The organism is Arthrobacter vasquezii, from assembly GCF_029455255.1.
Lineage (GTDB): Bacteria > Actinomycetota > Actinomycetes > Actinomycetales > Micrococcaceae > Arthrobacter_D > Arthrobacter_D parietis.
This window is the reverse complement of record NZ_JAROKN010000012.1, coordinates 48,580-73,984: the sequence shown is the minus strand read 5'-3', so window position 1 is coordinate 73,984 and position 25,405 is coordinate 48,580. Positions and strand designations below refer to the sequence as shown.

General features: G+C 63.0%; 26 protein-coding genes, 1 tRNA gene and 1 pseudogene. 11 read left to right on the top strand and 17 right to left on the bottom strand.

From position 1 onward, the window contains the following. Nucleotides 1–105: 105 nt before the first annotated feature. From P4U43_RS07270 to P4U43_RS07255, 4 genes are all read right to left on the bottom strand, one after another. Nucleotides 106–1,092 carry an electron transfer flavoprotein subunit alpha/FixB family protein gene (locus P4U43_RS07270; RefSeq protein WP_277358113.1) on the bottom strand — a complete coding sequence of 329 codons (987 nt, stop codon included), beginning with the start codon at nt 1,090–1,092 and terminating at the stop codon, nt 106–108. A 9-nt stretch (nt 1,093–1,101) separates the two neighbouring features. Continuing rightward, nucleotides 1,102–1,878, bottom strand: coding sequence for an electron transfer flavoprotein subunit beta/FixA family protein (locus P4U43_RS07265; protein ID WP_277358112.1), 777 nt, complete (start codon nt 1,876–1,878; stop codon nt 1,102–1,104). 102 nt (nt 1,879–1,980) lie between these two features. After that, nucleotides 1,981–3,456, bottom strand: coding sequence for a flotillin family protein (locus tag P4U43_RS07260; protein ID WP_277358111.1), 1,476 nt, complete (start codon nt 3,454–3,456; stop codon nt 1,981–1,983). A 104-nt stretch (nt 3,457–3,560) separates the two neighbouring features. Beyond that, nucleotides 3,561–5,234, bottom strand: a complete 1,674-nt coding sequence (locus P4U43_RS07255) for a BCCT family transporter (protein ID WP_277358110.1) — start codon at nt 5,232–5,234, stop codon at nt 3,561–3,563. 52 nt (nt 5,235–5,286) lie between these two features. Here P4U43_RS07255 and P4U43_RS07250 point away from each other — a divergent pair, with 52 nt between their 5' ends. Further along, nucleotides 5,287–5,913 carry a cob(I)yrinic acid a,c-diamide adenosyltransferase gene (locus P4U43_RS07250; protein ID WP_277358109.1) on the top strand — a complete coding sequence of 209 codons (627 nt, stop codon included), beginning with the start codon at nt 5,287–5,289 and terminating at the stop codon, nt 5,911–5,913. A 44-nt stretch (nt 5,914–5,957) separates the two neighbouring features. Here the strand turns inward: P4U43_RS07250 and P4U43_RS07245 are convergent, their stop codons facing one another. Genes P4U43_RS07245 through P4U43_RS07235 form a run of 3 tightly spaced genes read right to left on the bottom strand, consistent with a single transcriptional unit; the run spans nt 5,958 to nt 11,338 of the window. After that, nucleotides 5,958–8,354: a phosphoketolase family protein gene (locus P4U43_RS07245; protein WP_277358118.1), complete on the bottom strand. Its 2,397-nt coding sequence runs from the start codon at nt 8,352–8,354 to the stop codon at nt 5,958–5,960. A gap of 4 nt (nt 8,355–8,358) precedes the next feature. Then, a complete protein-coding gene (locus P4U43_RS07240) occupies nt 8,359–10,815 on the bottom strand; it encodes an ATP-dependent DNA ligase (protein ID WP_277358108.1) in 2,457 nt (818 codons plus the stop codon). A 40-nt stretch (nt 10,816–10,855) separates the two neighbouring features. Beyond that, nucleotides 10,856–11,338, bottom strand: a complete 483-nt coding sequence (locus tag P4U43_RS07235; protein WP_056545693.1) for an SRPBCC domain-containing protein — start codon at nt 11,336–11,338, stop codon at nt 10,856–10,858. A 46-nt stretch (nt 11,339–11,384) separates the two neighbouring features. Between P4U43_RS07235 and ku the strand changes: the two genes are divergently transcribed. Together ku and P4U43_RS07225 are read left to right on the top strand one after the other, a co-directional pair. Further along, nucleotides 11,385–12,227, top strand: coding sequence for a non-homologous end joining protein Ku (ku, locus tag P4U43_RS07230; RefSeq protein WP_277358107.1), 843 nt, complete (start codon nt 11,385–11,387; stop codon nt 12,225–12,227). Continuing rightward, complete coding sequence (locus P4U43_RS07225) at nt 12,227–12,475, top strand: hypothetical protein (protein ID WP_056545690.1); 249 nt, start codon at nt 12,227–12,229, stop codon at nt 12,473–12,475. Before ku ends, P4U43_RS07225 begins: the two co-directional genes overlap by 1 nt. 59 nt (nt 12,476–12,534) lie before the next feature. Here the strand turns inward: P4U43_RS07225 and P4U43_RS07220 are convergent, their stop codons facing one another. The 3 genes from P4U43_RS07220 to P4U43_RS07210 all read right to left on the bottom strand — a co-directional run bounded on the left by P4U43_RS07220 (nt 12,535) and on the right by P4U43_RS07210 (nt 14,398). Beyond that, nucleotides 12,535–13,374: a formate/nitrite transporter family protein gene (locus tag P4U43_RS07220; RefSeq protein WP_277358106.1), complete on the bottom strand. Its 840-nt coding sequence runs from the start codon at nt 13,372–13,374 to the stop codon at nt 12,535–12,537. A 90-nt stretch (nt 13,375–13,464) separates the two neighbouring features. Next, on the bottom strand, nt 13,465–14,073 hold the full coding sequence (locus tag P4U43_RS07215; RefSeq protein WP_277358105.1) for a flavodoxin family protein: 609 nt from the start codon (nt 14,071–14,073) through the stop codon (nt 13,465–13,467). Nucleotides 14,074–14,152: 79 nt separating this feature from the next. After that, a complete protein-coding gene (locus P4U43_RS07210; protein ID WP_277358104.1) occupies nt 14,153–14,398 on the bottom strand; it encodes a DUF2630 family protein in 246 nt (81 codons plus the stop codon). A 138-nt stretch (nt 14,399–14,536) separates the two neighbouring features. Here P4U43_RS07210 and P4U43_RS07205 point away from each other — a divergent pair. Together P4U43_RS07205 and P4U43_RS07200 are read left to right on the top strand one after the other, a co-directional pair. Then, nucleotides 14,537–14,610 (top strand) — tRNA-Val (locus P4U43_RS07205). 176 nt (nt 14,611–14,786) lie between these two features. Then, nucleotides 14,787–15,227, top strand: coding sequence for an Hsp20/alpha crystallin family protein (locus P4U43_RS07200; RefSeq protein ID WP_277358103.1), 441 nt, complete (start codon nt 14,787–14,789; stop codon nt 15,225–15,227). A 98-nt stretch (nt 15,228–15,325) separates the two neighbouring features. Here P4U43_RS07200 and P4U43_RS07195 read toward each other — a convergent pair whose 3' ends face one another. Then, nucleotides 15,326–15,784, bottom strand: coding sequence for a DUF4383 domain-containing protein (locus tag P4U43_RS07195; RefSeq protein WP_277358102.1), 459 nt, complete (start codon nt 15,782–15,784; stop codon nt 15,326–15,328). 247 nt (nt 15,785–16,031) lie between these two features. Between P4U43_RS07195 and P4U43_RS07190 the strand changes: the two genes are divergently transcribed. Further along, nucleotides 16,032–16,235 (top strand): hypothetical protein, encoded by a 204-nt coding sequence (locus P4U43_RS07190; protein WP_277358101.1) that lies wholly within the window; start codon nt 16,032–16,034, stop codon nt 16,233–16,235. Between the two features lie 12 nt (nt 16,236–16,247). Here P4U43_RS07190 and P4U43_RS07185 read toward each other — a convergent pair whose 3' ends face one another. Next, nucleotides 16,248–16,811: a cysteine hydrolase family protein gene (locus P4U43_RS07185; RefSeq protein WP_277358100.1), complete on the bottom strand. Its 564-nt coding sequence runs from the start codon at nt 16,809–16,811 to the stop codon at nt 16,248–16,250. A 59-nt stretch (nt 16,812–16,870) separates the two neighbouring features. On the opposite strand from P4U43_RS07185, the gene P4U43_RS07180 reads away from it, so the two are divergent. The 3 genes from P4U43_RS07180 to pstS are packed head-to-tail and all read left to right on the top strand — an operon-like array spanning nt 16,871 to nt 20,183. Further along, nucleotides 16,871–17,494: a hypothetical protein gene (locus P4U43_RS07180; protein ID WP_277358099.1), complete on the top strand. Its 624-nt coding sequence runs from the start codon at nt 16,871–16,873 to the stop codon at nt 17,492–17,494. A 29-nt stretch (nt 17,495–17,523) separates the two neighbouring features. Then, on the top strand, nt 17,524–19,011 hold the full coding sequence (locus P4U43_RS07175; protein ID WP_277358098.1) for an FAD-dependent oxidoreductase: 1,488 nt from the start codon (nt 17,524–17,526) through the stop codon (nt 19,009–19,011). Nucleotides 19,012–19,070: 59 nt separating this feature from the next. After that, complete coding sequence (gene pstS, locus P4U43_RS07170) at nt 19,071–20,183, top strand: phosphate ABC transporter substrate-binding protein PstS (RefSeq protein WP_404800711.1); 1,113 nt, start codon at nt 19,071–19,073, stop codon at nt 20,181–20,183. A gap of 188 nt (nt 20,184–20,371) precedes the next feature. On the opposite strand, the pseudogene P4U43_RS07165 reads toward pstS, so the two are convergent. Next, nucleotides 20,372–20,821, bottom strand: a pseudogene (locus P4U43_RS07165) (SRPBCC family protein); the annotation flags it as partial. A gap of 218 nt (nt 20,822–21,039) precedes the next feature. Between P4U43_RS07165 and P4U43_RS07160 the strand changes: the two are divergent. Continuing rightward, nucleotides 21,040–21,519 carry a Dps family protein gene (locus tag P4U43_RS07160; protein WP_277358097.1) on the top strand — a complete coding sequence of 160 codons (480 nt, stop codon included), beginning with the start codon at nt 21,040–21,042 and terminating at the stop codon, nt 21,517–21,519. A 57-nt stretch (nt 21,520–21,576) separates the two neighbouring features. On the opposite strand, the gene P4U43_RS07155 is transcribed toward P4U43_RS07160, so the two are convergent. The 3 genes from P4U43_RS07155 to P4U43_RS07145 are packed head-to-tail and all read right to left on the bottom strand — an operon-like array spanning nt 21,577 to nt 23,933. Next, entirely contained in the window at nt 21,577–22,593 is a 1,017-nt protein-coding gene (locus P4U43_RS07155; protein WP_277358096.1) for a cation diffusion facilitator family transporter, read from the bottom strand. After that, the gene (locus P4U43_RS07150; protein WP_277358095.1) at nt 22,590–23,069 is read right to left on the bottom strand and encodes a transporter substrate-binding domain-containing protein; all 480 of its coding nucleotides are present in this window, start codon (nt 23,067–23,069) and stop codon (nt 22,590–22,592) included. The genes P4U43_RS07155 and P4U43_RS07150 overlap by 4 nt, the downstream gene beginning before the upstream one ends. 51 nt (nt 23,070–23,120) lie before the next feature. Continuing rightward, nucleotides 23,121–23,933, bottom strand: a complete 813-nt coding sequence (locus P4U43_RS07145) for an enoyl-CoA hydratase/isomerase family protein (protein ID WP_056545659.1) — start codon at nt 23,931–23,933, stop codon at nt 23,121–23,123. Between the two features lie 82 nt (nt 23,934–24,015). On the opposite strand from P4U43_RS07145, the gene P4U43_RS07140 reads away from it, so the two are divergent. After that, nucleotides 24,016–24,537: a DUF4262 domain-containing protein gene (locus P4U43_RS07140; RefSeq protein ID WP_277358094.1), complete on the top strand. Its 522-nt coding sequence runs from the start codon at nt 24,016–24,018 to the stop codon at nt 24,535–24,537. Here P4U43_RS07140 and P4U43_RS07135 read toward each other — a convergent pair whose 3' ends face one another. Next, entirely contained in the window at nt 24,538–25,404 is an 867-nt protein-coding gene (locus P4U43_RS07135; RefSeq protein WP_277358093.1) for a CPBP family intramembrane glutamic endopeptidase, read from the bottom strand. It abuts the gene before it with no gap. Nucleotide 25,405: the final 1 nt, after the last annotated feature.

The following is a 25,405-nucleotide window of genomic DNA, read 5'->3' as shown; positions in this document are numbered from 1 at the left end:
GACGTCGTGCAGGTCAGCGGGTGCGGCGCCCGCCGGCGGCCACGCTTCCCCACCGCTCTGTCGCGGCAGTCCCCGCCGCATCGTGCGACTGTACGTCGCCATGCCCTACTCCTTCCGCGCCGAAAGCGACGCGATCAGCTGCGGCACCACGTCGAAGAGGTCACCGACGACGCCGAAATCGGCGATCTCGAAGATCGGCGCGTCAGGGTCCTTGTTGATCGCGACAATCGTCTTGGCGGTCTGCATGCCTGCCCGGTGCTGGATGGCACCCGAGACGCCCAACGCCACATACAGCTGAGGCGAGACGGAGATTCCGGTCTGGCCAACCTGGTAGCTGTTTGGAACCCACCCGGCGTCCACCGCCGCACGCGATGCGCCGACAGCAGCGCCGAGCACGTCCGCCAACTGGTCAACGAGGGCAAACTGCTCCTGCGAGGTCAGGCCACGGCCGCCCGCTACAACCTTGGCGGCGCCACGCAGCTCGGGGCGGGTCGAAACCACCGCCTGCTCCTCGAACGACTCGATGGACGCTGCGGGAGCGCCGGAGGGTGGAACGTCGAGCGGTGCAACTTCTGGGCTGGCGGCCTCAGCGCGGACATCGATTGATCCCTCGCGCACGGTGATCACCGGCGCACCGAAGGTGGATGCGCAGTCCACGTTGTAGGCACCGCCGTAGACGGAGTGGTGGGCGACGATCCCCTCATCATCGCGCGAAACTCCCACGGCATCGATGGCAAGGGCAGAGCGCGTTCTGGCCGCAAACCGTCCGGCCACATCCCGGCCGCTGACGGAGTTGGAGATCAGCACGGCGTCCGGCCGCACCAGGTCCGCAGCGGCGGCAAGTGCATCGACGGCTGGAACAGCCAACAGTGAATCCGCCCCCTCTGGTTCAGCAGTCAGCACATGCTTTGCTCCGAGGGAGACCGCGTCCTGGGTCGCGTTGGCCGCTGCACCAGGCGCGCGTACCAACAGCGCGACCGGCGTACCCACCAGGGAGGCCGCGCCGAGCAGTCCGGCTGCGCTCTTGGCCAGCCCTCCCGAAGGCGTGGTTTCGACAAGGACGAGGATGGAGTCTTCCGGGAATGTGGTCATGGTCATTCCTTAGGCCAGTCGGTTCTGAATCAGGAACTCCGCAAGCTTCTCGCCGGCGTCGCCCTCGTCCACGATCTTTGTTCCGGCCGAACGCGCGGGCCGCTCTGATACGGCAAGCATGATGGACCGGGGAGTCTCCAGCCCTTCCGGGTCAATCTCCAGATCGGCGGCCGTCAGGGTCTCAACGGGCTTCTTCTTGGCCGCCATGATGCCCTTGAAGTTGGGGAACCGGCCCGCAGGGAAACGTTCGGTGATGGAGATGACCGCGGGCAGCGGGGCTGCGACCGTCATGACCCCGCCGTCGGTTTCCCGTGTTCCGCTCACCCGATCGCCGGAGATGTCAACGGTGGTGAGGGCGCTTGCGTACGGTACTCCGAGCAATTCGGCGATCATGGCGGGGAGCACCCCGCCGTAACCGTCGGTGGAGAGGTTTCCGGCAATGACGAGATCGAAACCGGTACGGCGGATTGCAGCCGCCAGCACTTCAGCCGTGAGCCCGAGATCCGCGCCGGCAAGACTCTCATCCGCGATGTGGACAAGCTTGCCCGCACCCATGGCGAGAGCCTTGCGGAGCGTTGCCGTCGCTGTTTCAGGGGCCATGGAGACAACGGTGATCTCGGCATCCTCCAATGAAGCCGCCTGCGTCAGCGCCAGCTCAAGGGCACGCTCGCCGATCTCATCGAGCACAGCCTCGCTCGCGCCCCGCTCCGCAAGTCCCGTCTCGAGATTGAGCTTGCGTTCGCCGTAGGTGTCCGGCACCTCTTTCATCAGAACGATGATCCTCATTGACCCTCCTATGGTTCTGACGATTTCCCCACAGCACCTGAACCAACTGAGTGAAGGAGCGTTAACCGAAAACCGTCTGCACCGAGAATACCGCGAGAATCCTTAAGGATGAATGTCGGATGATCCGGCGGCCGGCGCCTTGGTACCGTTGCTGCCCCAGTTACGGAGCATCTCGACGGCGTCCAGTCCCGTGGTGTCCTTCAACAGCTGGAAAGTCTGCTGCAGGCCGCCGCTGACGTTCTTGCTGAGCTGGCTTGCACCGTCGGTGGAAATCACTGTCATGTTGTCGATCGATGACATGGGCGCAGCAATCTCGCGTGCCACGAGCGGCAGCATCTCCATGACCTTGTTCAGTACGGCTGCTTCATTGAACTGCTCGTAAGCGCGGGCCTGGGCCTCGATACCCTGCGCTTCGGCAATGCCCTTCTGGCGGACGACGTCCGCTTCCGCCTCACCGCGGACCTTGATGATCTCTGCCTCCGCCGAACCGTTGGCACGGGTGACTGCGGCCGCAGCGTTACCCCGCGCCGTATTTGCGGCGGCCTCTGCCTCCGCGGCAACCCTGTCGCCCTCGGCCGTCAGCCGGCGCTTGGACAGCAGGACTTCCGCCTCGACCTGGTCGGCCTCCGACTGGCGCTTGCGCTGCTCGAGTTTGGCGGCCGCTTCCTGCTCCACGCGGTACTTGTCTGCGTCCGCAGGCTTGCGGATCTCGATATCCAGCTCGCGTTCGCGCAGCTCTGCCTGGCGGGAGGTCACCTGCTGCTCCTTGAGCAGGATCGCCTCCTTCTGCTCTGCTGCGGCAAGGGGGCCGGCGGCATCTGCCTGCGCCTGGCGCGCGTCCGCAACTTCCTTGAGCTCCGCACGCCGGATGGCGAGGCGCTGCTCGGCGAGCGCAACCTGCTCGTCGGCAACAGCTTTGGCCTGCGCGGCTTCCTGAGCCGCATTGGCTTCGGCGATCTTCGCGAGCTTCTCCGCGAGAGCGGCCTCAGGGCGGCCCAGGTTCCGCAGGTAGTCGGAGCTGTCTGCCACGGACTGGATCTGGAAGGTGTCGATCACCAGGCCCTGGTTGTGCATGGAGTGCTCGGCTTCTTCCTTGACGCTCTTTGCGAAGGAAGCCCTGTCCTTGATGATGGAGTCGACGCTCAACGTGCCGACGATCGAACGCAGCGAACCGGAGAGGGTCTCCTGCGTGTAGTGGTCAATCTGGTCCTGCTGGTTCAGGAAGCGCTGGGCTGCGCGACGTACGGCTTCTTCATCCCCACCGACCTTGATCTGTGCCACGCCGGTCAGATGCAGTGCGATGCCGTTCTTCGAGATGCCCTCAATCTGCAGGGTGACCTGGCGCGACGCCAGCGAAATCGAGAACGCACGCTGGCTGAATGGGTTGATGAACGTCCGTCCGAACACCACCCGCTGACTTTCCTGGCTGCCCTTGCCGGTGATGATGAGCGCTTCCGCCGGGCTTGCGATTCGCAAAGCCATCCGAGCGATAACCGCGGCGATCAACGCCAGAACAAGTACGACGCCGGCAATCACCCCGAGCGTGATCAACAGACCAATATCCACGACTTCCCCCATATATAAGACGTATCCGAACGCGCGATGTGAGCACGCCACATCGGACGCTACACCAAAGAACCGCCCCTGCCATCAGCAATTCGGATTATCCACAGCACAAAGTGCTACGCGTCGTCGTCGTCGTTTCTGGAAGTAGAGGCCGGTTCACGGAAGGGAACCGTGGACGGGACAGTCGCGGCGCCGCGTACGGGACCCGATGTCCGCTGACGAAGCGGGTCGCGGCGCAGGTCCACGTAGAGCGAGACGCAGAGCCCGATGATGATGAGAACGAAGGGCGTTGCCGCGAGAATAGTGAACGTTTGCAGGGCCTGAAGGCCGCCGACGAACAGCAGCACCGCGGCCACCGCACCGGTGAGCACCGCCCACAGGATGACCAGCGGCTTCCACGGCTCGGCTCGCCCGTAGCTGGAGAGGGTTCCGAGAACCAGCGCACCGGCGTCGGCTCCGCTGATGAAGAAGACCGCCGTGAGCACCATGACAACCAGCGCAGCTCCGATGAAGAACGGATACTCCTGCAGTGCGGTGAAGAAGCCTGCCGCCTCGTTTCCGCTGCCCGCGATGTCCACTCCGCCGAGCTGCAGGTTCAGGCCGGCGCCACCGAAGACAGAGAACCACACCACACTGACGGCGGTGGGAACGAGCAGGACGCCAAGGACAAACTCGCGCACTGTCCGCCCGCGGGAAATTTTCGCGATGAAGGTGCCCACGAAAGGGGTCCAGGAGATCCACCAGGCCCAGTAGAAGATGGTCCAGCTGGAGAGCCATTCAGTGCCGCCGAAGACCGCCGAATGGAAGCTCATCGGCACGAGATTTGAAAGATAGGCCCCGATGGATGCCGGTATCAGGTCAAGGATGAAGACGGTTGGGCCCACCACAAAGACAAAGAGCAGAAGCACTGCGGCGAGCACCATGTTGGTGTTGCTCAGCCACTTGATTCCTTTGGAGATACCGCTGGCAGCGGAGATGACGACGCCGACCGTGAGGACGCAGATGATCAGGATCGGAAGGCTCGCCCCGGGGTCATCAGAGAACTCTCCCGTGGTCAAAAGGGAAAGACCGGCAGCGATCTGCAGGGCTCCGAGGCCGAGGGAGGTCGCTGAACCGAACTTGGTGCAGATGATCGCGAGGATGTCGATGGGCTTGCCCCAGCCCTTCTTCTCGATGCGCTCCTTGCCGAAGATCGACTGAAACGGGGAACTCATGAGGTTGCCGCGGCCCATGCGGTACGTGGAGTACGCCAGCGCCAGTCCCACGACGGAATAGATCGCCCAGGGATGGAGGCCCCAGTGGAAGAACGTGTAGGCCATGGCCTGGTTGGCGGCCTCCGGCGTTCCCGCTGCCGCGTCCACGAAGGGCGGCGGAGAAGCGAGGTGGGTCACCGGTTCATAGACCCCGAAGAACATGAGCCCGATTCCCATGCCGGCACTGAACATCATTGCCACCCAGGAAATGGTCGAGTACTCCGTCCCCTCGCCTTCCTGGGACAACGGAATGCTTCCGTACTTTCCGAAGGCCAGAACAAGGGAAAACACAACAAACCCGGTGGCGCCGAGGATGAACAACCAGCCGAAGTTTCCGGTGATCCAGCCCAGCGCGGCGCCGGTGGAGTCGCTGACCGCCGTGGTGAACAGGACGCCCAGCACGCAGACCACCACGATGATGCTGAAGGAGATCGCGAAGACGGTCTTGTCAACGGTGGCCCAGCCTCTGGCCGGGGCGGCGCTGTTGGTCCCGCCGATTCTTTCCTCCAGGGAATCCTCGGACGAATCCGTAGCCATGCGATCTCCTCAGTCGTGGAATGCAGAAACCGACGCTAAGTATACTTACCGAATGGTTGAGGAAGCGAAGAATTATCCCACGGACGGTCACTTCTACACGGGCGAGGGAGACACCGGTTTCACGGACTTCGGCGGGCACGGCAACTGCTCCAAGAATGACAGCCGCGTTGTTGCCCACGCGGAGTGTGATGAGGCAAATGCAGCGGTGAGCGTGGCGATTGCCGCCGGGGGTCTCCCTACGGACGTTTCCGCCACCCTGGTGAGTGTGCAGAACGACCTCTTCGACGTGGCCACTGACCTCGCGGCTCCCCTGAACGCCGGGAAGCAGCCTCAGGCCCGCATGGTTCCTGGCCATGTTGAACGGCTGGAGCGCGCCATTGACCACTTCGCCGAGGAGGCCGGTGACCTCAGCGGCATGGTTCTTCCGGGCGGAACGCTGTCCGGGGCGCTGCTGTACCAGGCGCGTGGCATTGTCCGCCGTGCGGAGCGGGCCGTCTGGGCCGCCGTCGAGGAATATCCCGGTGTGGTGAATCCGGTCAACGGCCGGTATCTCAACCGGCTGTCCGCGTTGCTTTTTGTGCTGGCGCGGAACGCCAACCTGGAGCACGGCGACATCACCTGGGTTCCTGAGGCGTCGGTGCGTGTGCCGGCAGAGGAAGAGGCACCCGCAGCCGAGTAAGTCCGGCGCCGCTCGTGCGCCGCTGATCTCCCGTGCGCCGCGTCTTACGTGGCGTCGTCGGGTGAAGCCTCCTCCAGCATCCAGCCGGTCACCGCATCAATGTCCTTGCCGAAATCACGCGTGTACTGCCAGGCCCGCTGCCGCTCGTCCTGCAGGTGCTGCCGCAGCCCCGCCTGCGTGGAGCGAAGCGACGGCACCCGGTCGATCACGTCCATCGCAAGCTGGTACCGGTCAATCTGGTTCAGCATCGCCATGTCGAAGGGCGTGGTGGTGGTCCCCTCCTCCTTGTAACCGCGCACATGGATGTTGTCGTGATTGGTGCGCCGATACGTGAGCCGGTGGATCAGCCACGGGTAGCCGTGGTAGGCGAAGATGACGGGACGGTCCAGCGTGAAGAGAGTGTCGAAATCCCGAGCGGGTAACCCATGTGGATGCCCGGACTCGTCCTGAAGGCGCATCAGGTCCACCACGTTCACCACCCGCACTTTCAGTGCCGGCAGCGCGTCCTTCAGCAGCCGTGCGGCCGCCACCACCTCTACCGTCGGCACATCTCCTGCACACCCCAGTACGACGTCGGGATCCTCCCCGCCGCGCGGATCCTCGCTTCCGGCGAAGTCCCAGACCCCGATACCCCGCTCGACGTGCAGGCGCGCCTCCTCCGGGCCAAGCCAGGTCATGGTGGGCTGCTTGCCCGTAACGATCACGTTTACCCTGTCCCGCGTCTGGAGGCAGTGCTCGGTGACGGCCAGCATGGTGTTGGCGTCCGGCGGAAGGTAGACACGGATGACGTCCGCTTTCTTGTTGACCACATGATCAATGAACCCGGGATCCTGGTGCGAGAACCCGTTGTGGTCCTGCTGCCAGACGTGGCTGGACAACATGTAGTTCAGCGACGCGATCGGCTGCCGCCACGGCAGGTCCTGATGCACCTTCAACCATTTTGCATGCTGGTTGAACATCGAGTCGACAATGTGCACAAACGCTTCGTAGCAGTTGAACACCCCGTGCCGCCCGGTCAGGAGGTAGCCCTCGAGCCAGCCCTGGCACAGGTGCTCGCTGAGGACCTCAAGAACGCGGCCGGACCGCGCCAGGTGCTCGTCGACGTCGTCAATCCGTTGCTGCCATGCCTTGTCGGTGACCTCGTAGACGTCCTGCAGACGGTTCGAGGCCGTTTCATCCGGCCCGAAAAGCCGGAAGTTTTCGGGATTCAACTGGATGATGTCCCGCAGATAGCCGCCGGCGGTGAGCATGGGGCTCACCTTTTCCAGGCCCGGTTTATCGACGACGACGGCGTGGTCCCCGTAGGCAGGCAGCTTGAGGTCCTGCAGTAGCCTGCCGCCGTTGGCGTACGGCGTGGCGCTCATGCGCAGGTCCCCCGGAGGTGCCTGAGCGGCTACCTCATTCCTCAGCGTCCCGTCCTCCGCGAAAAGCTCCTCGGGGCGGTAGGAGCGCATCCATTCCTCGAGCTGGTGAAGGTGCGCGTCGTCGTCGTGAACTCCTGACAACGGAACTTGATGCGCCCGCCAGGTGCCCTCGACCTGCTTGCCGTCCACAGTGGCCGGTCCTGTCCAGCCCTTCGGCGAGCGCAGCACAATCATGGGCCACGGCGCGTAGTCTGCTCCGGTGCGCGGCTCCTGACGTGCCGAAGCCTGCACTTCCCTGATCCCCGCCAGGCAGGTATCGAGCGCCGCGGCAAAATCCTGGTGCGCCTGCTCGGTCGCGTGGGGATCGGTAACGGTGACGAAGTGCGGCTTGTAGCCATAGCCGCGCATCAACTGCTCCAGCTGGGCCTCCGGCATCCGGGACAACACCGTCGGGTTCGCGATCTTGTAGCCGTTCAGGTGCAGGATCGGCAGCACCGCGCCGTCGTGCTTCGCGTCAAGGAAACTGTTTGAGTGCCAGCTGGCCGCCAACGGTCCGGTCTCTGCCTCGCCGTCGCCAATGACGCAGGCTGCAATCAGGTCCGGGTTGTCGAAGACCGCGCCGTAAGCGTGCGCCAGCGAATAACCCAATTCGCCGCCCTCATTGATGGATCCCGGCGTTTCGGGAGCGGCGTGGGATGGGATGCCGCCGGGATAGCTGAACTGTTTGAAGAGCTCCTTCAGGCCCGCCTCATCCCGGCCGACGTGGCTGTAGGTTTCCGTGTAGGTACCCTCGAGCCAGGCGTTGGCAACGTTCGCGGGGCCGCCGTGCCCCGGCCCGGTGATGAAGAGCATCTCCTGCCCGTGGTCGCTGATCACGCGGTTCAGGTGCGCGTAGATGAAGTTGAGGCCGGGCGTGGTTCCCCAATGGCCAAGCAGGCGCTCCTTCACGTCCTCACGGCGCAGCGGCCGGCGCAGGAGCGGGTTGTCCCGCAGGTAGATCTGACCGACGGACAGGTAATTGGCGGCCCGCCACCAGGCGTCCAGCTCATCAATCTGCATAGTTCCTCCTTGATTCAGCGCATCAGATTTCGACGACGACGTCGGACGGCTTTTTGTCCGGCCGCCACCCCCGCCAGACCGGATGGCGCAGCTTGCCGGTGGACGTGCGTTCACTGAACTGCACCTCTCCGACCAGTGCCGGCCGGACCCAGCGTGCGTCTGATGCGTCAGGGGCCGGAACGTCATCGAGCGGTGCAGTCTTGCGTCCCATTTTCTTGAGCCGCGACCCGATCTCCGCCAGCTCACGTTCGGTCAGGCCCGAACCCACCCGGCCGATGTACTTCAGGTCAACGCCGTCGGGAATCGCCACGAGCAGTGAACCGACCTTGTGGGCGCGGCTGCCCTTGCCCGGCCGCCAACCGACCACAACCACTTCCTGGGTCAACGAGTGCTTGATTTTCACCCACGATTCCGAGCGCCGGCCGGGCGAATAGGTGCTGTTGACCCGTTTCGCCATGATCCCTTCGAGGCCAAGCTGCTTGCTCGCGTCGATCGCCTCATCGAGAGTCGCGTCGAGGGCGGGCGGCACCTGGATGTGACCGTCGCCCGGCGCGTCCACCGCCTGCTCAAGTACTTCCCGGCGCTGGGTGTAGCCGAGGTCCAGCAGCGAGTTGCCGTCGAGATGCAGCAGGTCAAACAGCAGGAAATGAACAGGCGTCCGCCTCCGCGCCGCATCGATGTCGGACTTCTTGGTCAGGTTCATGCGCCCCTGCAGCAAGCCGAAGTCCGGGCGGCCGGCTTTGTTGATGACGACAATCTCACCGTCGAGCACCGCTTGCTCCGCGTTGACGTAGCTGCCGAGATCGGCCAGTTCCGGGTACGCCTTGGTCAGGTCGTTGCCGTTGCGGCTCAGCAGGCGGGTTCCCTCCGGCGTCACCGTAGCGACAGCGCGGATACCGTCCCACTTCATCTCGAATGCCCAGTCCTCCTCGGAGCGCAGCAGTCCTGGCGAACCACTGGTGGCGAGCATTGGTTTGAGCGTGGGCAACTCCTCGGTGGGCCGGACCGTAAAGGCGGGAGGCGATGGCTGCCCGGGCTGCTCCTTCATCAGATGGATGAGCCAGTTCTTCTCGGCTGAGTCAGTCGAGCCGCCCGTGTGAATGAGTGCGAACCGCCGGACCGCATTGCCGCCCTTGGCCAGTCCGCCGTCCTCCCGGCCCTGCAGCGTGCAGATGACCTCTTTGCCGGGCCGCCACTTCTCAGCCTCGTACGTGCCAGAATCCCAAATATAGACCTCACCGGCCCCGTACTCGCCCTTGGGGATAGTGCCCTCGAAGGAGCCGTAATCCAGCGGATGGTCTTCGGTCTGGACGGCGAGGTGATTCTCGCCCGTGGACGTCGGCGGTCCCTTCGGAATCGCCCAGGAAACCAGGACGCCGTCGCGTTCCAGCCGGAAATCGTAGTGCAGCCGACGCGCGTGATGTTCCTGGATCACAAAACTGTTGCCGCCCGGCTCCCCTACCGCATCCGGGACGGGTTCCGGTGTCTTCGAAGCGTCCCGCATCGAACGGTACGTGTGCAGCCGGTCCGGGCCGCCGTCGTCGTTGTGCTGGAGGTTTGAGGACATGGGCTCCAAGCCGGCCTGCCCGCGATCCATGTCCGCGAGCAGATCGCCGTGCTCACGAATGCGCTCGATCACCTGCTCGAAGTCGAGGTGCGCCAGGTCCGGATCGTCGAGTTCCTCCCAGGTGCGCGGCGCGGCGACCATGGGGTGGGCCTTCCCGCGGAGCGAGTACGGCGTGATGGTGGTCTTGTTGCGGTTGTTCTGGCTCCAGTCCAGGAGCACCTTCCCGCCGCGCAGCGACTTCTTCATATCGCTGACCACCAGATCCGGGTGGTCAGCCTCGAGGATACGAGCCAGTTCCTTCGCGACCGCGGAGACCTGGTCCGAGGTCTGTTCCCGATTCAGCGCCGCATACAGGTGGATTCCCTTCGAGCCGCTGGTCACCGGACGCGGATCGAGGCCCATGTCGTTCAGGATCTCCCGGGCGAGCCGCGCCACCTCGGCGCATTCGGGAAGGGAAGCACCCGGCCCCGGATCCAGGTCCAGAACCATCCGGTCCGGGTTGTTCAACTCACCCTCAGGCCCGAACTGCCACTGCGGAACGTGGATCTCAAGGGCGGAGATCTGTCCCAGCCAAGTCAGGGTGGCAAGGTTGTTGAGCATCGGATAGACGTTGGTGTGGTCGCTGTGCTCGATCCCGTGGCGCTCAATCCACGACGGCGCCGACTTGTCGAGGTTCTTCTGGAAGAACACCTCGCCCGGCTTCTCCTCGGTACCGACGCCGTTGACCCACCGTTTGCGGGTGACGGGACGATTGCGGGCATGCGGTATGAGGCAGTCGGCGACGGCCGCGTAATAAGCCAGCACGTCCGCCTTCGTGGTTCCGGTTTCCGGATACATCACGCGGTCCAGGCTGGTGAGTTTCAGGCGGCGCCCATCGACGGTAACCGTCTGCTGCGCGCTGCCTGGAGCCATTTGCCCAGTCTTGTAGGGAAGCGCCGATTACGCCAGTGGCTCAGCCGCCCAGCTGGTCCTCATACCGCGCCACGTACTGATCCCACAGCGCCGGGTCCTGCCCCAGGGAGCGTTCATTCAGGTAGTCGTCCAGGCCCATGAGCGTCAAGTGCCAACCGGCAGCCGAGCGGGCGATGTCCTGACCCTCCGCCAGGGTGTTGGTGAGCGTGAGGAGGCTGCCGCCGTCGTCGTCGTCCTCGATTTCCCAGCGAAGAACTTCCTCGTCCCAGGTGTAGGCGAGCAACCGCGGCTTTTCAGCCTCCAGGACTGTGCCCTCCATCGGCCTCTGGCCGGGGAACGTGAAGGTGACCACCGCACCGGGACGCGGCAGGACATCCAGCTGGCAGGGGAACCAGTACTTGAGCTTCTCAGGGTCGACCAAATGCTTCCACAACACCCGGGCCGGCGCGTTGAAGCGCATCTCGAACCACAGGGCAGGTTCTCCATCGGCGAGCGTTTTGGTAACCATCGGTTCGGAGTTCACCTAAGCAATCGTAGACCGGCACGGGCAACACTGGTTCACTAGGAACATGAGAGCCATCTGGAAGGGTGCAGTAGCGTTTGGGCTGGTCAACGTGCCGGTCAAGGTTTACAGCGCCACCGAGGACCACGACATCAGCCTTCACCAGGTTCATGACAAGGACGGCGGCCGCATTCGTTACCAGCGGCGCTGTGAAATCTGCGGCGAGATCGTCGAGTACAAAAACATTGACAAGGCGTACGACGACGGCGAGCGCACCGTTGTGCTCACGAGCGAAGACCTCGCCTCGCTCCCGGTGGAAAAGAGCCGCGAGATCGAGGTGGTCGAGTTTGTTCCCAGCGACCAGATCGATCCGATCATGCTCGACCGCGCCTATTACCTGGAGCCGGATTCAAAGTCCACCAAGGCGTATGTGCTGCTCCGGCGCACGCTGGAGGAAACGGACCGGACGGCGATCGTGCAATTCTCGCTGCGGCAGAAGTCGCGGCTGGCGGCACTGCGGGTGCGCGGGGACGTCCTGATGATCCAAACGCTCCTGTGGCAGGACGAGGTGCGTGAGGCTACGTTCCCCTCGCTCGATGAGAAGGTGCGCATTTCGGCCAAGGAGAAGGAGATGTCAGCGGCCCTTGTCGAGTCTTTCTCCTCGGATTTTGATCCCGAGAACTTCAAGGACGACTACCAGGAGCAGCTGCGCACACTCATCGAGGCGAAACTCGAGAAGGGCGAGGCCCTCGATACAGATGAGACCTTCGGGGAAACCGGAGAAGAAGAGGGAGGAAACGTCCTCGACCTCATGGAAGCGCTCCGTCGGAGTGTGGAAAAGAATCGTGAGAAGAAGGGCTCCGCGGGGGCCAAGAAACCCGCAAAGTCGGCATCGAAGAAAGGCGCGTAATGGGATTCATCAGGAATGACTTCGGACAGCAGACAATAGCCAAGCGGCCCAATGCACCCATTGTGGGATGGGCGCTGCTGGGCGTCGCATCGATGATGGCGCTCGACGAAAAGAACCGGGAGGCGCTGGCGGATGCGAGCAAGGCATGCCTGATGGTGTGGGCAGCGCTGGAGTTGGCGGAAGGTGACAGCGGCTTCCGCCGGACCATGGGCACGCTGACCCTGGGCTGGCTGGCCCGCCGCAACTGAGCAATGAGTTAACAGGACACGCCCCTTATGAGCACTCTTTCAGGGCGTGTCCTGCCAGCTCAACTCGTCTTTTCCCGTTCGCGCTCCACGAGTTTGCGGTCCCGGACCAGGCGGAGGGCGGTAACCAGCAGGATTCCGCCGATGACGTTGAACACAACGGTGTAGCCGAACCAGCCCAGCCAGTCCAGGTAGCTGATGTCGGCGCCCGCGAGGATCGCGCCGAAGATGAGCAGCGAATCCAGGATGGAGTGGAATAACTGCAGGCCGGAGAGCACAAACCCGCCAACGACGGCGGCCATCAGCTTTCCGCTCATCTCCTCCGTGCCGTGCTGCATGCGCGTCATCAGCGTGATTGTGCTTCCGCCGAGCAACGCAAGGCAGATGGATTCCCAGCTGAACCCGGCGTCGACGTAGTGCTCGGCGGACGTGGTGACCGTCCCGGCCCACTGCGGGAAGGCGTTCATGGCAATCAGCATGAAGATCCAGCCGCCTGCAAGGTTCGCCACCAGGGTGCCGCCCCAGAGCCGGCCGAGCTGCGCAAGGCTCGCCTGCTTGGCGGTCACCGCTGCGATGGGAACCAGGAATCCCTCAGTGAAGAGTTCGCTCTTGGCCAGCAGTAGCGCAATGAGTCCCGCGCTGAAGGCCAATCCCGCGAGCAGGTGGTTGTCGGTTTCATGAAGCACCGCCAGATAGGCGATCACGCCGATCCCTATTTCAAAGCCTCCGAAGAGCCCGGTGATGAGTACGTCGGGGAAGGTGCGGTTCAGGCGCTGTGCGCCTTCATCCACTGTGCGGTCGAACGATTCCTCGATCTCTTCCTCGACCGGGCCCGCATTGTCGCCGAGTTCCCGCCGTCGGGCTTCGTCATCGTTCTTGTGATCGTTCTTGTGATCGTTCAAGCGACTCGCCTATTCCGTTGTAGTACCCGTCAATGAGCAGGACACACCCCTTTTGGGGCTCCTTTCGGGGTGTGTCCTGCCAACTCGATGCTAGGGAGCTGGGTAGGGAGATGCCTTGAGGGACTTCGCCAGGTGGACAGCGTTCACGGACATGGAGGAAATTGTGGAAGCAACCGGATCAGGTACCTGGTCCAGGTCCTTGAAGTCCACGGTCTGCATTGCTTCCCCGACCCAGTAGACACCGCCCTGCGCCGCGACGGTGAAGCCGATGTCGTTCAGGCCCTGGTGCATCTCGGCAGTGACATGGTGGGCGCCGTCCTCGTTTCCCACCACCGCGGTCAGAGCGACCTTGTTGTACATGATGGGCCGGCCGTCATCATCAGTCGAGGAGAGATCGGCGTCCAGCCGTTCGAACACCCGCTGTCCCAGGCTGCTCATGTGCCCTACCCAGATAGGTGCGCACAGGAGGAAGATGTCCGCATCGAGGATCTGCTGGCGGAGCTGCGGCCATTCATCCCCGTTTCCCATGTCGATCTGCACGCCTGGAGCAACGTTGTGGTCAACTACCCGGGCCGACGACGTCGTTACCCCCTGCTCCTTGAGCTTGCCAAGGATGTGGTCGGCCATCACATCGGTGCTCGAGGCATCGGGCGAGGGGGTGAGAGTACAGATCAGTGCAAATGCTTTGAGGTCGTCCATGAAGATTCCTTTCGTTGAGTTGGCAGGACACGCCCCTTATCAACGGGGTATCGGGGCGTGTCCTGCCAAATCGATGTGCTTACTGGCGGTAGCCCTCTACCTGGTCGATCGGCCGGGCCTCCGCTTCCTGCGGGCTTTCCCCTGCGTCTTCCTTCGCCCGCCGCTGACGGAGCAGGTCCCAGCACTGGTCGAGCTGTTCCTCGACCCGCCGCAGGCTGCTGCGTCGATCTTCGCCAGGAGCATCGTCACCCGAGGGTGAACCCCGCAGCTCGTGTTCCTTGTCGACCAGCGCCTGGATCCGCGCCAGAATGTCCTCATCGTCCATTGCCAAACTCCTTCGCTGACATCGAGAAGTGGAATAGCCTCAAATAGTCAGGCTACTTAGTGTCCGCCCGAATATCTACCGCACCCCCGCGTTTGCATCATCCGTCTGCCAATGACCTAAACTGACTGGGAACTATTTGCCTGTGTAGCTCAGTCTGGTAGAGCATCCGCTTCACACGCGGAAGGCCCGGGGATCGAGGCCCCGCGCAGGCACCGTTCATAGCCCGTCCCGCAGCATGCGGGGCGGGCTTTTTTGTGTTCCAAGTAGTTCGTTCAGAGCGAACATAAACCATTAGCACTCTCCTCCTGCGAGTGCTAATCTACTTGCAGGTTGAGCGAACCAGACTCAACCCGAAGAAAGACTACTGACTCACAGGGAGTGAACCATCATGGCAATGAAATTCGACCCATTCCGTGAACTGGACCGCGTGGCCGGCGCACTTCTGGATCCCCGCCAGGGTCTGCGGCTGATGCCGATGGATCTGTACCGCGAGGGTGACCACTACATCCTGAGCGCTGACCTCCCGGGCATTGATCCGGGATCTGTTGACATTGACGTCGACGGCCAGCTGTTGACCATCCGCGCCGAGCGCACCCTGCGGAACGCAGAGGGAGTCAAGTGGCTGACCCGCGAGCGTGAAAGCGGATCCTTCCTTCGGCAACTGAACCTCGGGCAGGGTATTGACATTGATGCCATCTCGGCACGCTATGAAAACGGCGTGCTCAGCGTGACCATCCCGGTCAGCGAGCGCGCAAGGCCCCGCAAGATCGAGGTCGTTTCCGGCGAAGACGCCCAGCCGGTGCAGACGGACAGGGCTGTGGAAGCCTAGATCGTCAGCGGAGCTACGCACAGCGCAAACAGAACGACGACGGCAGGTTGCGGCCCGCCGTCGTCGTTCTGTTTGTTTGTAGTTGGTTGGAGCCGGGACTACCGGTCCCGGACAGTGCGGTGCTTGTCCCGAAGAGCGAGCGCCAGCGCAATCATGCCGACGGCAAGGCCCAGATGGAGGATGTTGTCCGCCGCGTCCAGCGGAACGAAGTTCGCTGCCGAATCATGCGGGATGATGAGCCCGTAGATGAAGAGCACCGCGTAGATAACGCCGCCCCACAGCAGGAAGTTGTAAGCGCCGGTTGCAGTCTTTGCCATCGCGACGCCCGCGACGCCGAACAGCAGGTGAACAATGTTGTGCAGGATCGAAACCTGGAACAGGCCGAGGAGTTGCGCCTCGGACTCGGGGCCGGCGAACTGCAGCGTGTCGTAATTGCTGGTGATACCGGGAATGAATCCCAGCACGCCGACCAGGAGGAAGACCACTCCTACCGCGAGTGCGGCCTTCTGAATGTTTGTCCGGGTGCCTACACCCGACCCTGAATGTGTTGATGCCATTGCACTATCCCCTCTAAGGTGGCCGGACTGGCGGACACCGGCACGTGATCTTGCGAGCTATGGACAGTATGTCCCGCCATTTGTACTGCCAGCGTGCCACAGGCAGAACAGAATAGAAAGCTTGCTTAGCTATCTTTTCGATAAACGTTCGCGTCCATTTGGGCGATTACCCAGTTTTCATTCACCAAACATTCAGGAACGGCCCTTAGTGTGGCGTTAGTCACACTCTCAGGAAGGCCTTTCCCCAATGACCTCGCAACATTCCTCGCTTGCCGACTTCTCGACGCTCAGGCGCGGTCAGCAGATAACCCTTCGGCACTCCTCGGGAGACCAGTTCTCCGGCGTACTCGAAGATCACGCCGATGACTCCTCGGTTGTCTGGGTCCGGTCCGACGACGGCGCGGGCCGTCGGCTGTTCCACCGGGAGGACGGCTACAGCATCGGCATCTGATCCGTCCACCGCCTAAGCGCGCTTCTTCGAGAACAACTGCCGGATCCCGCTCGCGTCGAGGGAAACCTGACGGTACTCATCCATCAGTACGCCCAGCACATTCTGCGCATACTCACTGTTGGTTGAGGCGACCGCATCCCTGGCGTACACCACCCGCAGGTTGTTCGCGTAGGCATCCGCACCGGTCTGGGCCACGCAATTGTGCGTTGAAACCCCTGCGAGGACCACCGTGTCTACCTCCAGAATGCGCAGGCGCTGCAGCAGGTCGGTCCCGAAGAAAGCGCTGTCGCGCGTCTTCACCAACTCAGGAAGACCCTCGACATCGAGGTCATCAACGAATTCGGCCTGCTCAGTGCCGCTGAAAAGGAAACCCTGATCATCATCGAGCATGCTCAGTGTCCACGTTGATTTGTCCCGCTGGTGCTCTGTGCGGATGAGATAGACGGCAATGCCGGCCTCGCGCGCATCCGCGATAGCTGAGTTGCAGGCCGCAACCAGGAAGTCCTGCTGATTGCCGAGAGATTCGTCTTCAAAAAATGCCTTCTGCATATCAATGATGAGCAGTGCAGCCGTCATGTTCTTCCTCCCTGCGAAGGTTCCTTGCAACTCTTTGACAGCATACTTAGGAATCCTCCTTGAGGGGCAGGCCGGCGAGGGCTAGCGTTGACGCCACGGAGGTGATTACGGTGCGGACGCATCTGCCGGGCGTAACGGTGCTGCTCGCCGTCGTCGTTCTTCCGGGTTGCAGTGCGCAGACGGCCGCCGCGCCAACGCCGCCCTACTTCCAGCCGCTGCCCGTGAGCGTGGAACCGGGCGACGTGTTCCCGCTGCAGACTGCCTACAGCGGATGGTGGGACACAACGGCGCTCTCCCCCGGAACACCGGGGCTTCCCCTACTGGTTGGCCTGGTGCGTGCTGACACAGGAAAATTCCTCGCCGGGTACGACCGCTCAGCCGGGCGCCAGATCCCAGGTTCAGACCGGGATCCGGACGCAGGATGGCCCGCCGGCACGGTTCTCGCGGTCGACCTGTCGACCGGCGCGGTGTGGGACTGGTTCATTGTGAACGACGACGGCCTTCCCGCCGTCGGCTTCCAGGACCGGATCTCCGCCGAACAGGGCTTCCCGCCGATCAGCGGCAGCCTCACTCCCGGAACCTTCCACACTTTCCTGCGCGACGACGAAACCGGTGAGGTAATCTACCTCGGCACGGCGCAGGAAGGTCCGTCAGACAACATCGGAATTGAACTGGACTGGTAATCAACCGCACTACAGAAGGAGAACTGGCCGTGAAGTCCCTTTGGCTTGAATCATCACCGCGCATTCCCGTTGACACCTTTCAGGCGGACGGCCAGTACGATTCCGTGGTGGTCGGCGCCGGTATCACCGGTCTGACCACTGCCACGTTGCTCGCGCGATCCGGTCAGCGGGTAGCGGTCCTGGAGGCGCGAACGGTTGGTGCAGTGACTACCGGGAACAGCACGGCCAAAGTCTCACTGCTGCAGGGCACGCAGTTGTCCTCGGTCATCAAACACCACGGAGCGGCTCTGGCCCGTCACTATGTCACCGCAAACCGCGAGGGCCAAAGCTGGCTGCTCCGGTTCTGCGATGAAAACAACGTCAGCTATGACGTCCGGGACGCCTTCAATTACGCCATCACGGACGACGGCGCCCGCCTCCTGGGCGAGGAACGGGACGCATGCGCCACTTCCGGACTCAGTGCCGTCCTTGAAGACTCCTCGGAGCTCCCGTTCCCGGTGACCCGTACGCTGCGCGTGGCTGGTCAGGCACAGGTACATCCACTGGAGGTCCTTGCCGCACTCGCAGCAGACCTGCGCAAGCACTCCGGCGAGCTCATCGAGGGCGTTCGGGTCACCGGCGTGAAGGCCGGCAGCACCAAGGGCGAGCGGAGCACCATCCAGACCTCGCTGGGCGAGATTTCGGCGGCCAGCGTCATCATCGCCACCGGAACGCCGATCCTGGACCGTGGCGGGCATTTCTCCGTCCTGCGGCCACACCGTTCCTATGCCGTTGCTTTTACCGTGCAGGACGAGATTCCGCAGGGCATGTACCTGTCAGTTGACTCTCCCTCGCGTACGTTGCGCACTGCCATGGTCGAGGGACGCCCGTACCTCATCGTGGGCGGCAACGGACATACCGTTGGGCGCGAGGCGCATACGCAGTCCCTCGTCGACGACATCATTCGCTGGACCCAGGAGCACTTTCCCACCGCGCAGGCAGCGTTCAGCTGGTCGGCGCAGGACTACCAGCCGGCGTCATCGGTTCCCTATGTCGGGAAGATGCCCGTCGGCGGCCAATCCATCTACGCGGCAACCGGCTTCAACAAGTGGGGTTTCACCAACGGCGTGGCTGCAGGGCTGGCCCTGTCAGCGGAAATCCTCGGCGGGCAGATGCCGTGGGCGAAGGAGCTGTATAAGACCCGGGTCGGCAAACAGGACGCGCTCAGCACCGCAAAGACCAACGCCGGCGTCGGGGTCGAAATGGTCACCGGCTGGCTGGGCGGGCTGGCGCGGACCTCCCACGCCCGGCCTGCCGAGGGCCAGGGCGTGATTGTGCGGGAAGGTGCCCGGCCGGTGGGTGTCTGCCAAATCGCCGGTGTGACGCACCGGGTATCAGCTGTCTGCCCCCACCTCGGCGGGGTATTGAGCTGGAATGACGCCGAGCAATCCTGGGATTGCCCGCTCCACGGATCCCGCTTCACCCATGACGGCGTACGCCTCGAAGGCCCGGCCACACGCGACTTGCAGGCGCCGTAGGGCCGGTTCACGAGTTGTTCAACGTGGGGACACCCAGTATTCACCTGTATCGTGGGCGTGTGATTTTTCGTCGCGTGCTGACCATCGCCCTGAGCTGCGCTGCCGGCCTTACTGTTGCATCCTGCGGTTCGGACTACCCACTGGGGCCGGAGCAGGAAGCTGCCGCGCAGAACGCCACCTCGACCCTGAGCGGGACCATCACTGGCGCGGGATCATCGGCGCAGGGACCGGCCATGAATGCCTGGCAGGCGGAGTTCGCAACCATGCATCCGGACGTTCGCGTGCAGTATTCGCCGGACGGGTCCGGGGCAGGGCGCGGTGCACTTTTGGCCGGAGCCGTGGATTTCGCGGGATCCGATGCCTACCTCAGCGAAGAAGAACTCGAGGAGTCCCGTGAAGTGTGCGGACCCGAGGGCGCTTTCAACATCCCGGCCTATGTGGCGCCGATCAGTATCGCCTTCAACCTGCCCGGGATCGAAGAGCTGAACCTCGACGCCGCGACTATTGCCCGCATCTTCCGCGGAGAAATCACGCGCTGGAATGACCCAGCAATTGCTAGCCAGAACGAGGGCGTTGATCTTCCCGACACCCGCATCACTCCGGTCAGCCGCTCCGATGACTCGGGCACAACGGAAAACTTCACTGATTATCTGCATGCTGTAGTGCCGGAGATCTGGACCAACGAGGCGGACGGCACCTTCCCGGCAGGGCTGGCGGGAGAGAACGCCAAGGGCAATGCCGGCGTCGTCAGCACCGTTGCCGCCACCGAAGGCGCGGTCACCTATGCGGATGATTCCGCCGTCGGACCGCCGCTGGGCCGGGCAAAGCTTCTCGTGGGTGACGAGTATGTCGCTGTCAGTTCAGAAGCCGCGGCTGCCGCCGTCGACGAGGCTGAGCCGGTGGAGGGCCGAGCCGAATTCGACATCGCCCTCAACCTGGACCGAAAAACCACAGCCCCCGGCGCATACCCGCTGGTGCTGGTTTCCTACCACATCTTCTGCTCCACCTACGAGGACGAACAGACCGCAAACCTGGTCAAGACCTTCGGTACCTTCGTTGTCAGCGAAGAGGGTCAGCAGGCCGCTGCGGTTGCCGCCGGCAGCGCACCGATTTCCGAGAACCTGTCGGAACGCGCGACCGAGGCAATCAACACGATCAGCGTCGAAGAGTGAGGCATTCATCCCTTTAACCAAAGGAAGGGCTCTCCCGAGAGAGGGCCCTTCGTTTGGTTGACGTCCTAAGCCGGGTTGGCGGCTCGAGGCCCGCCCGATTCCGGGTCATCCAGTGATGGATCGGCAAGGCCTGCCCCGCCCGCCAAAGGATCAACGGTCCGGCCGACCGTGGCAGAGCCGGAACCGGGAGCGTCCACGTCACCGCGCCAGGCACCGGTTTCGTTCCCCGTGTTCTCGATGAACTCCTTGAAGCGTGCGAGGTCCGACTTCACCTGCCGGTCATCGGCGCCGACAGCTGCGCCGACCTTCTCGGTGAAACTGTCCGGATCCCAATCCAGCTGAACAGTGACACGCGTGGTGGAGTCGCTCAGCCGGTGGAAGGTTACGACGCCGGCATGGGACTTTCCGTCGGTACTCTTCCACGCGATCCGCTCGTCGGGATGCTGCTCGGTGATCTCGGTGTCGAACTCGCGCTCAACTCCGCCGATCTTGGTTACCCAGTGGTTGTGTGTTTCGGAGATCTGCGTGATCGATTCGACTCCCCCCATGAACTCGGGGAAGGTTTCGAACTGCGTCCACTGGTTGTAGGCGGTGGACACCGGCACTGAAACGTCTATGAATTCCTGAACTGTTGCCATTGTCTGTTCCTCCTCGTTTGCTGGAACTTCGCGCAGAACATCACGGATAACTGACCGCTTGTTCGCCACGCTAACCCACGATTCTTGCCGGATCAACAGAATGGTAAGTTTACTTAGAGTTTTCCCAGCAACTGGATTCGATCGAAAGCGCCGGTCTAGGCTGGGGCTGATGCTGGCGGCGAACAGCGGCCGGATTTCCGTCACGAGTGGAGGAACTTATGAAGGCGTCAAAAACACTGACCGACAACATGCAGGCTGTCCTGGTTGATCTGGTGGAGCTGCACCTGCAGGGCAAGCAGGCCCACTGGAACGTCGTCGGCAAGAACTTCCGCGACATGCACCTTCAACTGGATGAAATCATCGAGGACGCCCGCCTTTTCGCGGACCAGATGGCTGAGCGGATGCGCGCCCTGCACGCTGTTCCGGACGGACGCAGCGCCGTCGTCGCCAAAGGAACCTCACTGAATGAGTTCCCGTCCGGTCTGGTGGATACCAAGGACACCGTTTCCATGGTGGTAGCCATGCTTGAGGCGGCCGTCGGCCGGATGCGGGACGTCCATGACCAGGTGGATGAGGAAGATCCCACCACCGCAGACATCCTGCACGGCTTCATCGAGAAATTGGAGCAGTACGCCTGGATGGTCGATGCGGAGAACATGACACCCACGGCCAACGTGGTGAAGCCAGCCCGAAAGTAAGGCACGCACAGACACAGAGGGTGGCAGTCGCGAGAGACTGCCACCCTCTTCGTGTTGTCAGCGGTACTCCGAACCGCCCTTGGCTACGCCGGGCAGAAACTCCTCCGGTAGCTCCGCAACAGGCACAATGACCATGTCCTGTACTTTCCAGTCCATTTCCACGCACGCGTCCCGGGCCTTCTCGATTCTTCGCAGCGTTGCCCTCGGCCACGTCCGCGGCACTACGAACGATTCGATGTGGAACACGTGCCCCTCATCACGCACCCTCGATCTGGCTTCCCGGACCCAACCCAGGCTGCGGAGATAGGAGTCGATGCGCTCACCGACGGGATCGGGCTCGGAATCATCGTAGGTCCGGGCCCGTGTGTCGGTCAGGCCGCCGACGGCTCCGCGAAGGTTCTTGATCCCGTCGCGCAGGATGCTTGTGGAAATGAGGAGCGCTGCCACCGAGTCCGCCCACCACAGGCCCACGCCGATACCCAGAACACCTACCGCTGCCGAGAGCGCCGTCATCCAGTCAGCCTTGTTCATGTCCGCGTCGGCGTAGAGCACTTTGTCGTGAAGCGTCCTCGCGAGCTTCATCTTGACGATTCCGAGGACTACGGGAGGCCCAGCGGTGAGCAGCATCGCGAGTACCATCAGCCAGCCCAACCAGAAGGTGCTTCCCAAGAGCGTGATTCCACCGATCGTAGGGTGCTCGGCAGTGAACAGACCTATGCCGGAATCGACAATGAGATACGCACCCATCACCACCAGCGCTACAGCGGCCACGAGGTGCGCTACACCGACGGCGCGGTGATAGCCGTACGGATGGGACTCGGAGGGACGACGACGGATCACCCGGGTTGCGATGAGAAACGAGATCGGCGGAAGGAAGGACAGCAGGTCTTCGATCCACGCGGCCTTCATGGCCTGCGAATTTCCCAGGACCAGATACACCAGGAACGTAGAGACGACTAGGAATCCGATGGTGATCCATTCCCATTTGACTGCCTTGCGCAGGGCACGCTGCTGTTCCTCGGGCAGTTCCGTATGGCCGAAGCGCGCTGTGTTTTTTTCGCCGGCCGTGCTCACAATTCCACCTCCTGCGCCTGCAGGAATTGGTCAAGCTCCAGCAGGAAGGCATTCTCCCCCAGGGGAACCAGCATGATGTGCTTGATTGTCTTGCCGCGTTCATCGGCTGTCTCGGTGTAGGGCCGGGTAATGCCGGCCTCCTTGACCCACGGGGTATCCGCGCCGAATCCGCCGATGGCCATATCAAGTTCTCCGTGGAACAGGTCGCCGGCCAGCTCGTGTTCTGCGCCTGGGACCCACACGATCGCGGCGTCAAGTGTGTCCGCGAACTCCTCGACCAATTCCGGCTCGATGCCCTGAGGGTCCCCGGTAGGCGGCAGTTGAACCCACTGCGCGTTTTCGCTCACACCAACCCGGAGAATGCCTCCAGATACCTTTTCCAAAGTTCCTTCCGGATCCTGTGGAATGGTGATGCCGCACGAAGTCAGTCCGAGGAGGAGCACCAGTCCGGGGATCACCGCACCAATCTTCAGCATGCTTAGCAACATACCCCCTTCCTGCCGTTTCTGCAGGTCAGGGCACGATTGTCAGCGTCCGGGGAAGCTGGGGTGCTCCTTGGCGAGGAACGCGCGGGTTCCCTCCGCCTTGTCTTCCGTTGCGAAGGCGGTCCGGAAGGACTCCGCCTCGATGGCAAGCCCTTCATCGGTGGGCAAGCCCAAAGTCGCGATGAGAGTCCGCTTGACGAGCGCGACGGCGGCGGGAGACTGACGTGCCACCAGCGCCAGAGTGCTGTGCGCACCGTCAAGCAGGTCATCGACGGTATCGAAAAGCGCTGTGACGAGACCCGCCCGCTGGGCTTCCCCGGCATCCAGGCGGCGTCCGGTGAAGAGGAGCTCGCGCGCCAGGCCCGGCCCGACGTACTGCGGCAGCCGCACGGATCCCCCGAACCCCGGAACGAGGCCCAGGCTGACTTCCGGCTGCCCGAAGGACGCGGTCGACGCCGCATAGATGACGTCGCAGGCCATCGCCAGTTCGCAGCCGCCACCAAGGGCGAAACCGTTGACGGCAGCGATGACCGGGACCGGCAGCTGCTCGATCGCGAGCGTGACCTGGTGCATGCGGGAGCTGTAGGCGTGGGCGTCGTCCGGTGACATCGCGGTCATTTCGCGGATATCCGCACCGGCAACAAACGCCTTCCCCGCGCCGGTGATGATGACGCCGCGAACCGGCCACGCGCCGTCGTCGTTTGTCAGGACGTCAGACACCGCGTCGAGGCAGTGTTCAAGATCCTCGATCACTCTGGAGGACAGGGCGTTGAGGGCGTCCGGCCGGTTGACCGTGATGGTCAGGACGGTGTCGCGGATGTCTGTCAGGAGTGTGGCGTACGCGGGAAACTGCATGATCCCAAGCGTAGCGACCGAAAGTCATCAGAATGTCGGAGCGGGATGACACCTTTGCATCAGGCACATCGAAGGAGCGCACATGACCGACCTCATCTTTCACCCCCACTGCTCGTCGCTGGAGTTCTCAAACCTGTGGCGTGATGACGTCCTTGACCGCGAGCGCATTGAAGCGCAGGTGGCGCGGGAGGGCGTCCTGGTGCGCTTCAGCCAGGCTCACGGTGAATTGTCCTGCGCCTACACAGTGGGCCTCACTGAGCGCGGGCTCCCGGAACTCATTCTGTACGGCCAAAGTCCCGGTCACGTGCGTCATGCCTGGTCGTTGCTTGAACCTGCCCTGCATCTACTCACCCAGCCAGGAGCAAAAGTTTTCCACGGCCAGTTCGATGGACAGGCCGTCGAGGTGCGCGGGGCGTCGCTGAAAAGGCTGCGGGATGCGTTCCAGCTGTACGGACAGGAGGGATTCAGTGCGCTGCAGGTCTACTGGACGGTGGGTTCGGACAACCATCTGCCGCAGCAATGGGAGATCCGGTTCCTCGCGGCGCAGCCTTTCCTTGCCGGGGGATCACTCGGTGACCTGCTTGGCGGGAAGGGCAGTGCCTAGTCAGGGAAGCAGCTCCGGCGGCACCAGGAGCAGCAAGCCCACGCCGGTGCCGTTGAACACAACATGGGTCACTATGGCAGCACCCAGCCGTCCGGTGATCACGGTCAGCACCCCGCACATCAAGCCCACCGTGAACGTACTGAGCAGCAGATAGACGGAAGACCGGAGGTCCGGAACGGCACCGGTATGCAACAGACCGAAAGCAAGGGAACTCACCAGAAGGGCAATAACGGTAGAGGTCATCAGGGACCGCCGCTGCACGGCGGGCGTTACGGAATCGCGGGGGTTGCCAGTGCGCCGAAGCCACAGTGCATTCTGGATCCCGCGCAACACCAGGCCGCGATTGAACAGCTCCTCCAAGAAGGGCGCAATCAGCACACCGCCGAGGACGCCGTTGATGAGCAGCCATACTGTATCGTCCGTGAGAAACAGTTCGGCATTGCCCTGGATCACTTCGCCGTCCTGCAGCGGCCAGAGCAGGGTGAGAATCGCCAGGAGCACGGCCAGGACAATGCGTGCCGCAATCCCCACACCAAGTCCCACGGCGAGGTCGATCCAACGGAACCTGAGACCGAAATCGCGGGCAAGGGAACGGAATCCATGGCGCCGCGAGGCGTAGAAGGTCACTGAGAACATCGCGGTCCAGGTCAGCAGCAGGGATGCAAGGACCAGCGGCGGGCCGAAGGAAAGCACCTCCACCAGCGCAAGGGTTCCCAGCAGCGGCAGCAGTACTACAAGCACCAGCCCTGCCAGTGCCAGTCCGGCGCCCCACTTCGGCGCGAGGAGTCCTTCGGGAGTCAGCTGTGTTGGATTGGCCAGGCGAAGCGTTGTTCGCTGCCCTGCGGGCGGAAGAAAAGATCGGGCCATG